Source organism: Flavobacterium sufflavum, from assembly GCF_004016525.1.
In the GTDB taxonomy this organism is placed as follows: Bacteria; Bacteroidota; Bacteroidia; order Flavobacteriales; family Flavobacteriaceae; genus Flavobacterium; species Flavobacterium sufflavum.
The window spans coordinates 118,730-131,990 of sequence record NZ_SACJ01000001.1 but is presented as its reverse complement, the minus strand read 5'-3'; the positions used below and the strand labels follow the sequence as shown (position 1 = coordinate 131,990).

Annotated in this window: 10 protein-coding genes; 9 read left to right on the top strand and 1 reads right to left on the bottom strand. The window is 35.8% G+C overall.

The genetic code is table 11. From position 1 onward, the window contains the following. The first annotated feature begins 9 nt into the window (after nucleotides 1-9). The 3 genes from EOD40_RS00425 to EOD40_RS00415 all read left to right on the top strand — a co-directional run bounded on the left by EOD40_RS00425 (nucleotide 10) and on the right by EOD40_RS00415 (nucleotide 5,266). Nucleotides 10-363, top strand: a complete 354-nt coding sequence (locus tag EOD40_RS00425) for a hypothetical protein (RefSeq protein WP_128192931.1) — start codon at nucleotides 10-12, stop codon at nucleotides 361-363. Between the two features lie 263 nt (nucleotides 364-626). Beyond that, the gene (locus EOD40_RS00420; RefSeq protein ID WP_128192930.1) at nucleotides 627-2,834 is read left to right on the top strand and encodes a TonB-dependent receptor; all 2,208 of its coding nucleotides are present in this window, start codon (nucleotides 627-629) and stop codon (nucleotides 2,832-2,834) included. A 317-nt stretch (nucleotides 2,835-3,151) separates the two neighbouring features. Next, nucleotides 3,152-5,266 (top strand): prolyl oligopeptidase family serine peptidase, encoded by a 2,115-nt coding sequence (locus EOD40_RS00415; RefSeq protein WP_128192929.1) that lies wholly within the window; start codon nucleotides 3,152-3,154, stop codon nucleotides 5,264-5,266. A 260-nt stretch (nucleotides 5,267-5,526) separates the two neighbouring features. On the opposite strand, the gene EOD40_RS00410 is transcribed toward EOD40_RS00415, so the two are convergent. Next, nucleotides 5,527-7,110, bottom strand: a complete 1,584-nt coding sequence (locus tag EOD40_RS00410; protein WP_128192928.1) for a L,D-transpeptidase family protein — start codon at nucleotides 7,108-7,110, stop codon at nucleotides 5,527-5,529. Between the two features lie 352 nt (nucleotides 7,111-7,462). Here EOD40_RS00410 and EOD40_RS00405 point away from each other — a divergent pair, with 352 nt between their 5' ends. The 6 genes from EOD40_RS00405 (at nucleotide 7,463) to EOD40_RS00380 (ending at nucleotide 13,249) form a co-directional block, all read left to right on the top strand. After that, nucleotides 7,463-8,836, top strand: coding sequence for an ammonium transporter (locus EOD40_RS00405; protein ID WP_128192927.1), 1,374 nt, complete (start codon nucleotides 7,463-7,465; stop codon nucleotides 8,834-8,836). A gap of 93 nt (nucleotides 8,837-8,929) precedes the next feature. Continuing rightward, nucleotides 8,930-9,607 (top strand): tRNA (guanosine(46)-N7)-methyltransferase TrmB, encoded by a 678-nt coding sequence (gene trmB / locus EOD40_RS00400; protein ID WP_128192926.1) that lies wholly within the window; start codon nucleotides 8,930-8,932, stop codon nucleotides 9,605-9,607. A 32-nt stretch (nucleotides 9,608-9,639) separates the two neighbouring features. Then, the gene (locus EOD40_RS00395; RefSeq protein ID WP_128192925.1) at nucleotides 9,640-10,275 is read left to right on the top strand and encodes a LysE family transporter; all 636 of its coding nucleotides are present in this window, start codon (nucleotides 9,640-9,642) and stop codon (nucleotides 10,273-10,275) included. A gap of 175 nt (nucleotides 10,276-10,450) precedes the next feature. Continuing rightward, nucleotides 10,451-11,599 carry a helix-turn-helix domain-containing protein gene (locus tag EOD40_RS00390; RefSeq protein WP_128192924.1) on the top strand — a complete coding sequence of 383 codons (1,149 nt, stop codon included), beginning with the start codon at nucleotides 10,451-10,453 and terminating at the stop codon, nucleotides 11,597-11,599. 6 nt (nucleotides 11,600-11,605) lie between these two features. Then, nucleotides 11,606-11,938 carry an MGMT family protein gene (locus tag EOD40_RS00385; RefSeq protein WP_128192923.1) on the top strand — a complete coding sequence of 111 codons (333 nt, stop codon included), beginning with the start codon at nucleotides 11,606-11,608 and terminating at the stop codon, nucleotides 11,936-11,938. Between the two features lie 183 nt (nucleotides 11,939-12,121). Continuing rightward, nucleotides 12,122-13,249, top strand: coding sequence for an Mrp/NBP35 family ATP-binding protein (locus tag EOD40_RS00380; protein WP_128192922.1), 1,128 nt, complete (start codon nucleotides 12,122-12,124; stop codon nucleotides 13,247-13,249). The last annotated feature ends 12 nt before the right edge of the window (nucleotides 13,250-13,261 follow it).

Sequence of the window (13,261 nt, the reverse complement as noted above, 5' to 3'; positions counted from 1 at the left end):
ACTTTGCAAATGATGAAAAGAAAACAGCTCCTATATAGTTTTACTTTGGCAGCGGCGGTATTGTTCTCGATACTGTTTCAGTCTTTTCATAGTTATGAGCATTTAGAAAAACAACTTTCACATAAATTCTGTGTTCACAATCCTACACAGAATAAGGCTGAACTCACTCACCAGCACAAGACATTTGAGCATTGTGCCATTTGCCAGTTTGCATTTGGAAGTTGTCTATATCCCAAATTTATAAGTTACCATTTTTTTTCTGATTTTAGGGCAATCCCTTTTTTTAGTAAAGATCAAAAAGAGATTATTCCTTTCTCGGGGAGTTTGTATGCACACCGGGGGCCTCCTGTAAGTATTGTTTAATACTACTTTACTTTTAAGCTTATCATTAAAATATTTGAATTTCACCATTAAGAAGTTAAGGGAATTTAGTTTTGATTCTTAATGCATCTAAATTTCTTAATGGTTTAAAAAGAATAATGTTTTCTATTCAGATAAATCTAAAAAGTAAATAGTGTAATTCTGTTTTTAGTTCACTTACAAATTTTGTTAAGTGTCTTTATTCTAATTCATATTTCTCATGTCTGATTTAAAGTGTGGGAAAGTAAACAATACAATCATTTTCAATGAAAAAATATATAATTGCCCTATTCTTGGGGTTTTCAGCTATGCTGCAGGCTCAAAATGCAGTTTCAGGAATTGTTACTGATAATACAAAACAGCCTCTAATAGGCGTTTCGGTTTATGTTCCGGAATTACACAAAGGAACCATAACCGATGCTAATGGGAAATACGTTTTAAAAAATCTTCCCAATGGAACATTAAAACTCCGTTTTGAATATGTAGGTTATGCCAGCCAGAATCAGGCTATTGATAAATTACAGAAGACAAACACCTTAAATATTCAAATGATAACATCCACTTTTGAAATGGATGAGGTAATTGTTTCTACGGCTTTCAGCAAAATTCAATCCCAGAACGTGATGAAAGTAGAGCACGCCAGTATGCGTGATTTAGAGAAAAAAGGAACGGCGACTCTTATTGAAGGATTGGCGACAATTCCGGGAGTTTCCCAGGTTTCTACGGGAACTTCTATTGGTAAACCCGTTATTCGGGGATTGAGCGGTAACCGCGTTTTGGTGTATTCGCAAGGCGTTCGGGTAGAAAATCAACAATTTGGTGACGAACATGGTTTGGGTTTAAATGATGCCGGAGTTGAGAGTGTTGAGGTTATCAAAGGTCCGGCTTCTTTGCTTTATGGTTCGGATGCTTTGGGTGGCGTCTTGTATTTTAATCCGGAAAAATTTGCCGAAGCCAATACTTTTAAGGCTAATTTTAGTCAAAAATTATTTTCGAATACTTTAGGAAGTAATTCCAGCCTTGGCGTAAAAACGTCAACTGAAAACTGGAAGTTTCTGGCTCGTGGAAGTTACAATACGCATTCTGATTATCAAATTTCAGGAGGAGATCGCGTGACAAATAGCCGTTATAATGAAACCGATTTCAAAACCGGAATTGGATATAGCAACGCTGCTTTTTCTACGGTTTTACGATACAATTTCAATAAATTGGATTTAGGAATTCCCGAAGAAGGAATAGCAGAGCAGTCTAAAAGTAAAAACACTATTTTTCCAAGACAGGGAGTGGATAATCATTTGTTGAGTTGGAACTCGGTGATTTATTTGAAAAACTCAAAACTGGACGTCGATTTAGGATATATAGCAAATGATCGAAGCGAATTTGAAGACAGCAATGAGGCTATTTTACGAATGAAATTAAAAACCTTCAATTATGATGCAAAATACCATTTGCCTAAAATAGGAAATTTAGAATCGATAGTTGGAATTCAGGGAATGCATCAAACCAATGCTAATTTTGGTGCAGAATATTTAATTCCGGATGCGACTACGAACGATTTTGGTGTTTTTGGAACGGCAAATTACGAATGGAAAAGCAATGTAATTCAGGGAGGATTGCGTTTTGACAACCGAAAAATTGCCACTGTAGCTCATGGTGTTTTAGGCGAAGAAGGTTCTTTTGAAGCAATCGATAAATCTTTTGACAGTTTTAATGCTTCTTTGGGTTACAAAACCAATCTGGCTGATAATTTAACGATGCGATTGAATGTGGCTTCGGGTTTTAGAGCACCAAATTTAGCCGAATTAACTTCGAATGGCGTTCACGAAGGAACCAATCGTTACGAAATAGGAAACAGCAATTTAAAGACCGAACAAAACCTGCAAACCGATGTGAATTTTGAATACGGAAACACTCATTTTGAGTTTTTCGTGAATGGATTTTACAATCACATCAACAATTATATTTATACCTCGCCTACAGGAACGCAATTAGAAAACAATGATGTTTTCGAATACATTCAGAACAATGCCAAATTGTATGGAGGCGAAGTGGGCTTGCATTTTCACCCGCATCCGTTAGATTGGTTGCATTATGAAACCAGTTTTGAAACTGTTACAGGAAAGAAACAAAACGGCGATTATTTGCCGTTGATTCCGGCTAATAATTGGAATAATACCATCAGAACCGAATTCAAAATTAAAAATTGGTTTGACGAAGGATTTGCCAGTTTGAATGTAAACACCACCTTAAATCAAGACAATGTTAGCGGTTTTGAAACCAGTTCAAACGGCTATACTTTGGTGAATTTAGGTTTTGGAGGAAAAGTAAAATGGGGGAAAACCGCGTTTAATGTCAATTTGAACGGGAATAACTTATTCGATAAAAAATACATCGCCCATCTTTCCAGATTAAAAACCGATGGAATTCCAAATATTGGAAGGAACATTGTTCTGGGCGTGAATTTTAATTTGTAAGACGTTTTTAGTTTTACCGCAAAGTTTACTAAGTCCTTCGCAAAGTCCGCAAAGCTTTGTGAGCTTTGATATTAAAACAAATCATAATTCTTCTTGTGCTTTGCGCCAAACTTTGTGTTCTTTGCGTTAAAAAATAAAAACACAAAGTTTGGTGAACTTTGAGGTTAAATACAATTTAAAACCATTAAGATGTTAAGAGTCATTAAGTGTAGCGCTTAATTCCCTTAACTTTCTTAATGGTTTTATAATTTTAAGACTTGGTCAAAGTTTTAAAATTTTGAATCCTTATTTTTGTTTGAATAAATAGTGAGAATACTATGCGAAAAACAATTATTATAACCACAATTATCAGCTCTATAATGACATCATTTGCCCAGACTTCAAAAGCCATTTTATATCCGGAAACCAGAAAAGATGCAACAGTAGATGATTATTTTGGAACCAAAGTTAAAGATCCTTATCGTTGGCTTGAAGACGACCGTTCGGCTGAAACCGCTGCCTGGGTAAAGGCAGAAAATAAAGTAACAAATGCTTATCTGGACCAAATCCCGTTTAGAAATCAACTGAAAGAAAGACTTGAAAAACTGTGGAATTATGAAAAAACAGGAGCGCCTTTTATAGAAGCTAATTTTACCTATTATTTCAAAAACAATGGTTTGCAAAATCAGTCGGTTTTGTATCGAAAAGATGCTGCGGGCAAAGAAAGTGTTTTTCTGGATCCGAATACTTTTTCTAAGGATGGAACGACATCGTTAGGAGAATTTGCCTTTTCTAAAGATGGTTCAAAATTAGCCTATTCCATTTCCGAAGGCGGCAGCGATTGGCGAAAAGTAATCATTATGGATGCTCTGACTAAGGAAGTTTTAGGGGATACTTTGGTTGATGTAAAATTCAGCGGCTTGTCCTGGAAGAGAAATGAAGGATTTTATTATTCCAGTTATGAAAAACCTAAAGGCAGTGAATTGTCAGCTAAAACCGACCAACACAAATTGTATTTCCATAAACTGGGAACAACCCAAAAAGAGGACAAAATTATCTTTGGCGAAGACCAAAAACGACGCTATGTTGGTGGCAGCGTTACCGAAGACGATCGCTTTTTGGTCATTACTGCGGCTACTTCGACCTATGGAAATGAGTTGTACATTCAGGATTTGTCAAAACCGGAAAGTCCAATCGTGACTATTGTGGCTGATTTTAATAGCAACAATACCGTTATGGATAATGATGGAGCGCAGTTGTTCATTGTGACTGACAGGAATGCGCCCAACAAGCGAATTGTAACGGTAGATGTCAATAATCCAAAACCCGAAAACTGGAAAGATTTAATTCCCGAAACCACTCAGGTTTTAGAACCGGCCACTTGCAGCGGCTATATTTTTGCCCATTATATGAAAGATGCGGTTTCGGTGGTGAAACAATATGATTATTCAGGGAAATTATTGCGCGAAATTCAGCTTCCGGGATTAGGCTCGGCCGATGGTTTTAGCGGAAAGAAAAAAGATAAAACGGTGTATTTTAAGTTTACCAATTATATTATGCCGACGACTATTTGTGCTTTAGAACCGCATTCGGGTAAATCTGGAGTGTATCAAAAATCAAAAGCTGAATTTAAGACGGAAAGCTATGAAACCAAACAGGTTTTTTATACTTCAAAAGATGGAACCCGAATTCCGATGACCATTACCCATAAAAAAGGATTGAAATTGGACGGAAAAAATCCAACTATTTTATACGGTTACGGCGGATTCAATATTAGTCTGACACCTAGTTTTAGTATTTCTAATGCCGTTTGGATGGAAAATGGAGGTGTATTTGCCGTGCCTAATTTGCGTGGCGGTGGCGAATACGGAAAAGAATGGCACGATGCGGGAACCAAGTTGCAAAAGCAAAATGTTTTTGACGATTTTATTGCCGCAGCCGAATATCTGATAGCTGGGAAATATACGTCTTCTAAGTTTCTGGCCATTTGCGGTGGTTCTAATGGCGGTTTGTTGGTAGGAGCCGTGATGACGCAGCGCCCTGATTTGGCTAAGGTGGCTTTGCCCGCCGTTGGCGTGTTGGATATGTTGCGTTACCATACTTTTACCGCAGGAGCCGGTTGGGCTTACGATTATGGAACCGCTCAGGATAGCAAACAAATGTTTGAGTATTTAAAAGGCTATTCGCCATTGCATACTATCAAAAAAGGAGTGCAATACCTGGCTACTATGGTAACTACAGGTGATCACGATGATAGAGTAGTACCAGCACACAGTTTTAAATTCGTTGCCGAATTGCAATCCAAACAATCCGGAAACAATCCTGTTTTAATCCGTATCGATGTAAAAGCCGGTCACGGTGCCGGAAAATCAGTCGCGGCAACCATACAGGAAAATGTCGATATTCAGGCTTTTACGTTGTTCAATATGGGAATCACCCAATTGCTGAAATAATAACGATTGTCACATCGAGCGAAGTCGAGATGTTTTTTCTTAAGATTATTTAGGAGCACAACGATTCTATTTTTAAACAACGTCTCGTCCCGCTTTCCGTTATATCTCTTGTTCCGCAAGCTCCACAAGAGGATGCTACTTCAATCGGGGCTATTTAGAACGTATTTTTTTTTATAACAACATTTCACACCGCCAGTCGAGAGATTGCTTTCAGCCAGTTCGGCTAAAGCCTCGAGTGGCGGTTTTTGATTTTATAATGATTATTTAACAAATAACATCGAAGCTAGTAAATCATCCCTTTTATAGATGTCATTGTAAAAATGAATCGTTCCATCGTTGTCTACCCAGGCAGTGAAATAACCTATGTAAACTGGAATTTTGCTTTTAAGAGTATACCAGTTTTCTTTGCCGCTATTCATGGCTGAATCAATTTTTTCGGGAGTCCAGTCTGGGTCGTCTTTTAAAATTTCGGCAGCCAATTCTTTGGGTTTTGCCACACGGATGCAGCCGTGGCTGAAGGCTCTGGTTTCTCTGTCAAACAGACTTTTGGAAGGAGTATCGTGCAGGTAAATGTTATTCGAATTCGGAAATAAAAACTTGATTAACCCAAGAGAGTTTTTAGGTCCGGGTTTTTGTCTGAGTTTGTTTTCGTTCCATTCCATGTCGTGTTCGGCCAGATAATTTGGGTTTTTAGCAATACCCGGAAGGATTTCGTTTTTTAAAATACTTGTGGGCACATTCCAGTACGGACTAAAAACGATGTATTTCATGGGGGCGCTAAAAATAACGGTTTTATTCATGGTTTTACCCACCACTACTTTAGAACGCAAAACTACTTCCTGATTTTTGAAATACGATAACAGGAAAGAAGGAATGTTGATGGCTATTAATTCTTTCGCCTTTGGAATATCACTGGAAACCCATCGACAGCGTTCCATGTTGATTATGATAGTTTTGATGCGTTCGCTAATGGGGACATTTAAATCTTTGATAAGTTCATTTGTAATAATGTTGCTTGGGAGAAATCCCCTTCGAACCTTGTAATTTAAAATTCCTTTGGATAATGCTTTGTCGTAAATAGAACTCTCCGAATTTGTTTTAAGATCTTCAGAGAGAAATAATCGTTTTCTGATTTCGGCAATGGCTTTAGCACTATCGCCTATTTTATAAGAAGTAACGGCGGTGTCAATAGTAATGGTGTTCCATCCGCCTTGTTTTTCCATTTGGCGATATTTTTGAAGTGCTTTTTTGAGTAGAAAATATTGGCTGATGAGGTTTTTCTCTTCTTTGTTAATTAAAGAAGGATTGCTTAAAAGCGAATCTAAATAACTAATGTAGGATTGTTTTTTTCGGGGAATATACCATTCGATTTCTACTGATTTAGCAGCATCTAAGCCATGGTACACATTCATGGCGTAAAAAAAATACAATGACGAATTTAAGAGTTCGGTTTCAATATTTGGCATCATATTATTTTCAGAACTGTTGTAAAGTTCTTCCAATTTGTCTTTGTAAGGAACTTTGATCTGGATTCCTTCTTCGTCCAGATTATTGATTTTGTCGTATAATAAGCTCGCAAATTCATTGATGCCGTTTTTGCCAAACCAAATATAATGGTATTGGTGTTTTTGATATAGTTTCTCTACATCTGCCTGGTACTTTTTTAATAATGGATAGTTTTCGAAAAATGAATCAATGGCAGTGTTGTCAAAAGTATTTTTGTCTTTTTTAATTGTATCAGAAGTAAGCGTGTTTAGATTCATTACTTCATTCTTTTTACAGGAGAAAAGAAAGCATAATGAGAGTAGGGAAACAATGGGAAAAACGAAAACTATTTTTTTCATACAGCAACTATTTTGGTTGATAGATTGTGTTGGGCTTATTCCTGAATTTTGAATCTAAAACTGTGAATTAAAGCGAAATGACCAGCTTTGTTCTATGAAAAATTACAACTTTTTTTTTGATTTGTAGTATTTAGAGTGTTTTTTGTTTGATTTTTTTGGATTCTGAAAAATATTTTTCTCATTGAAAGGATTGAAAATCTTTAAAATTGATAATTTTTTTAAACAAAATTGTCTTAGGTGTGTTAAAATAAGGTTATTTGTTATGAACTTGCTTATTTTAGGGGTGTGGATGTTAGAAATATAAATTATTTTTAAATTTGCCCCCAAAATTAATGGGTTAAAGTAAGAAAGTATGAAAATAGAGAAGCGTTGGATCATTTCTTTTGTTATTATTAGTATTGTTTGTATTTCGGGGCTTTTTTGGGAGGCACCTTTAGAACCTAAGGCTGTTCATTCTCAATTTGGAACAACGGATCAAATTGTAGCTGCCGATGTTGCCTGGATGCTTACTTCTTGCTGTTTGGTGTTGATTATGACACCAGGTCTGGCTTTCTTTTATGGAGGAATGGTAGGGAAGAAAAACGTAATTTCTACTATGTTGCAAAGTTTTATCTGTATGGGTGTGGTTACTTTGATATGGGTTGTGGTTGGATTTAGTCTGGCTTTTGGAGAACCAGTTGGAATTCATATTGGAGATGGTTTTTATAGTTTTGTGGGGGATCCTACTACTTTTACTTTTATGGATTTCGTTGGTGTTTTGCCTCATAAAGTGATTGCTAAAACAGTTCCGTTTATGCTTTTTGCCTTGTTCCAAATGAAGTTTGCTGTTATTGCTCCGGCTATTATTACAGGTTCGTTTGCGGAGCGTGTTCGTTTTATTTCTTATTTGCTTTTTATCTGTCTGTTCAGCATATTTATTTACTCTCCTTTGTGTCATGCGGTTTGGTATCCAACGGGGATTTTAGGTTCTTTCTTTGGTGTTAAGGATTTTGCCGGAGGAACAGTAGTACACATGAGCGCTGGGTTTGCGGCATTAGCGGGAGTGCTTGTTTTAGGAAAAAGAAAAAACAGCAATCATGTTCCAACGAATATTCCTTTCGTTTTATTAGGAACAGGGATGCTTTGGTTTGGTTGGATTGGTTTTAATGCCGGTTCTTCTATGGAGGCGAATGGTGTTGCTGCTATGGCTTTTGGAACAACTACTACATCTTCGGCAGCTGCTATGTTAACTTGGATCTTTTTTGACAGAATTAATGGTCGAAAAGTTTCTGCGCTTGGAGCCTGTATTGGTGCAGTGGTAGGACTGGTAGCTATTACACCTGCGGCTGGTTATGTAACGGTTCCGGAAAGTATGTTTTTTGGTTTCATTGCTGCTTTGGTTTCTAATAATGTAGTGTATTCTAAATATTTAAAAGGAATCGATGATACTTTAGACGTTTTTGCCTGTCATGGAGTAGGTGGAATCATGGGAATGATTTTGACGGCTATTTTTGCTCATGGGGAAGATGCCAGTTTGTTACACGGTGGTTGGGGTGTTTTTGGACATCACATGACGGCATTGTTATTAGTTTCTATTTATACTTTTTTTGGTGCTTATTTGTTGTTTAAAATCACAAATAGAATCATTCCTATGCGTGTTTCCGAAGAATCTGAGATTATGGGATTGGATTTGTCACAGCATGATGAAACGCTTTTTCCTATTGAGTGTGCAGAAGAGGCTTATTAAATTCTGAAATCTAAATAGCTGCTTTTTATTTTCCAAAAGCTTGCCCCAGGTCTTAATATATTTGCTTAATTTTGCGCAAATATTTAAAAAACAGTGGGAAGTAAAAATAAATTAAAAAGATTCAAGGAGAACGAAACATTCAATAACGTTTTTCAACCAACAAGAGAAGAGGTAGTAGGTAATTTGTTTCCTTTGAGAGGGAAGTGGAATACTGATTTTTTCAAAAATGATAATCCTTTGGTCTTGGAATTAGGTTGTGGAAAAGGGGAATATTCTGTTGGTTTAGCCGAAAGATATCCTAATAAAAACTTTATTGGAATTGATATTAAAGGTGCCCGTTTTTGGCGAGGAGCTAAAACAGCTGTAGAAACAGGTTTGCACAATGTAGCCTTTGTTCGTACTCAAATCGAATTGATTAATCATGTTTTTGCTGAAAACGAAGTAGACGAAATTTGGATTACCTTTCCTGATCCCCAAATAAAATACAAACGCACCAAACACCGAATGACGAATTCTCAGTTTTTGCAGTTGTATAAAAAAATCCTTAAAAAAGACGGTGTTGTCAATCTTAAAACCGATAGTGAATTCATGCACGGTTATACATTAGGCTTGCTTCATGGTGAAGGGCATGAAGTTTTATATGCTAATCACAATGTTTATGTAAATGAAGGAAGTCCTGAAGAAGTGACTGCTTTTCAGACTTTTTACGAAAAACAATATTTAGAAATTAACAAAGCAATCACCTATATTCGTTTTAAAATTAAAGATTAGTTTCGGAAAATTAACCCTTTTTAGGCTTTCCTATGAATTTTATTATATCCTTATTTTCTGGTTTCATTTCTGCGTTCATAGGGATTACTCCTCCGGGATTGCTTAATATGACAGCCGCTAAGGTGAGTATGAAAGAGGGAAAGCGCAATGCTTCCTGGTTTGTTTTAGGGGCGGTATTGGTCATTTTTTGTCAGGTCTACATTGCTGTTTTGTTTGCCCGGATTATCAATGCCCGTCCTGATATAATTTTGTTGTTAAGGGAAGTAGGATTTGTGATTTTTACTGTCTTAACGGTTTATTTTTTATGGATTGCCAAGCAGCCTAAAATCAAACAACCCAAAATTAAAAAAAACAGTAAAAAGAAGCGTTTTTTTATGGGGATGTTGCTTTCAGGACTTAATTTCTTTCCTATTCCGTACTATGTTTTTGTGAGCATCTGGCTTTCGTCTTATGCTATTTTTTCCTTTGATATTACTTCGGTTTCTATTTTTGTAAGCGGAGCTGTTTTGGGTTCTGTACTTGTGTTCTATTTTTATATTGGCTTTTTCAAGAAAATAGAAAAAAAAGCTGATTTTCTTCTCAAGAACATGAATACAATTATTGGATGTATAACAGGACTGGTTTCGGTGATTACTTTAATTAATATCCTGAAGCATTATTTAGTTTAGTTGACTTATTGGAATCCATGCGATTGAATTGCAGGAATTTACGTTCTGAAAATAATGTAAACAAGTCCGAATTAACGTTTTTTAATGTAGTATGTCGAATGTTTTTTTATGATTGAAAAGAAAGTTAGATAATTGCATATCTTTATTTTTTATCCTAAGAAAATTGAAATTAATTATGTTTTTAAGTGTTGTGTATTTTGTAACGGGATTGTTGGGTTTTCTGACTTTTACTGTTGTGACTACTCAGTATAAATGGAACAGAAAGGTTAATTTTTATCTTTTGGTTTTGCTTTTTGCTTGCTCGCTCCGGTTTCTCTTTAATGGGGTTCATAGTTTAATTCCTTTCTCGATTGATGAAAAAATAGGAATGGTTTTTCGCTCTTTTGGATGTATCGTGTTTCCTTGTATTTATTTGTATTTCAAAAATTTAATTGCAGATAAAAAAAGTATAAGTATCAATCAATTACCTCATTTTATATTTCCTGTATTGTTTGGGTTCTCAATTTTTTTGGTTCGAGAATATGCGCCTTTTTTACTGTTTTATTTTTATTTCCTGTTTGCGGGAATTGCTTTGTTTTATTTGTTTTTGAGTTATGTCGAATTAAGGAATAAAGTATGGTTTAAGCAATCAGAAGCAAATGTTATTGGTAGGGAGGAATTGCTTATTCGAAATTGGTCAGTCTTTTTTTTCGCTGTTTGTGCATTGACAATTTTCCGTTTGGTGATTACACTTTTCTTTGATTTATGGGTTGCGGCTTATTCAGATGGGAGAACTTGTTTGTGGATTACAGCTACCGCGAGTTGCGTCTTGTTTTTTAAACTTTTATTGACTGATGAAACCTTGTTTAATTTTAACGGGCGTTATGATAAAAGAAAAATAGCAGGAGATTTAGAATTGGTTTTTGGGGATTTTTGGATTTTATCTAATCAGGTTTTAGTGGATAATATTCAGGATTTAAAACTCAAATATATTGTAGAAAAAAAGCTGTTGTTTTATGTTTGTGAAATCGAGAGAATGGCTTTGAAGCAATTTTGTTTTAGAAATCCATCGGTTTCTTTGGGTGATTTTGCCTTTAGTTTGGGTATTCCGAAGAGTCATTTGATTTATTTTTTTAAATATCATGCCAATGTTAGTTTTGTTGAATTTAAACGAATGGTCCAAATTTATGATTCGATTGATTTAATAGATGAGGGATATTTGCAATCAAAAACTTTGCAATCCTTATCTAAAAAAGCCGGTTTTTCTTCTTATGATCCGTTTTTGGAGAGTTTTAAAGAGGTTACAGGTGTTGTTCCGCAGGAATATGAAAAAATGATGAAATAAATTATAATGGATTCAAATAATACTAATTTTTTTGAGAGAGTTTATGAGGTTGCAAGGCAAATTCCTTATGGAAGGGTCACTTCTTACGGTGCTATAGCAAAATTTCTTGGTGCAGCCCGTTCAGCGCGAATGGTGGGCTGGGCTATGAATGCATCGCATACCATGGAAGATGTTCCTGCACACAGAGTGGTCAACAGGAAAGGTTTGCTAACAGGCAAATTTCATTTTGATGGGACAAATTTGATGCAGCAATTATTGGAAAACGAAGGCATAAAAGTAGTCGATAACCAGATTGTTGATTTCGATAAATATTTTTGGGATCCGGCAAAAAGAGATTAGCTATTTTTGGATTATAAAAATCACAGTTAAGTGCTTTATAGTTAGAACTAATTTTGGCATTAATAAATACAATTTAAATCCTTTAAATTAAGAACTTAATCTCTTATCTTTGCAATCTCAAATCAGTTTAAATAAACACTTGTTTTGACTGGGAATAGCAATTGAAAAACAGTAAACTTAGTAATGAAATTAGATAGAAAAGAAATTCTGAAAGCCTTAGAGACAATCACTATTGCAGGAGAAGGAAAAAATATGGTAGAAAGTGGAGCTGTTACCAATGTAATCACTTTTGGTGATGAGGTGGTGGTTGATTTGGTTTTGAATACGCCGGCAATGCACATTAAAAAACGTGCTGAGGATGATATTAAAAAAACAATCCATGACTTAGTTTCTGCTGAAGCTAAGATTAAAGTTAATATAAAAGTTGAAGTTCCGGAGAAAGCTGAAATTAAAGGAAAGTCAATTCCGGGAATTAAAAATATTATTGCTGTAGCTTCCGGAAAAGGAGGAGTAGGAAAATCTACTGTTACGGCTAATTTGGCTGTTAGTTTAGCTAAAATGGGATTCAGTGTTGGTGTTCTTGATGCCGATATCTATGGCCCGTCTATGCCAATTATGTTTGATGTAGAAAACGAAAAACCAATTTCGATTCTTGTTGACGGAAAATCAAAAATGAAACCTATTGAGAGTTATGAGATAAAATTACTTTCAATTGGATTTTTTACTTCGCCAAGTCAGGCGGTAATCTGGAGAGGACCGATGGCTTCTAAGGCATTAAACCAAATGATTTTTGATGCCGATTGGGGAGAATTAGATTTTATGTTAATCGATTTACCTCCGGGAACAGGTGATATTCATTTGTCAATCATGCAATCACTTCCGGTTACCGGAGCAGTAGTGGTAAGTACACCTCAGGCTGTGGCTTTGGCTGATGCCAAAAAAGGAGTTTCTATGTTTATGTCGGAAGCAATCAATGTGCCGGTACTTGGAATTATAGAAAATATGGCTTACTTCACACCCGAAGAGTTGCCTAACAATAAGTATTATATTTTTGGTCAGGAAGGAGCAAAAAATCTTGCTGAAGATTTAGCGGTACCATTTTTAGGAGAAGTGCCAATTGTTCAGTCTATTCGTGAAGCTGGAGATTATGGTCGTCCGGCAGCTTTGCAAACAGGTTCGGTAATCGAAACTGTTTTTGAAAATATTACCCGTAAAGTGGTTGAAGAAACGGTAAGCAGAAATGAAAGTTTACCTGCTACCGAAGCAATAAAAATTACTACTATGGCTGGTTGTTCAGCAGTAAAAAAATAATTTAATAAAAGA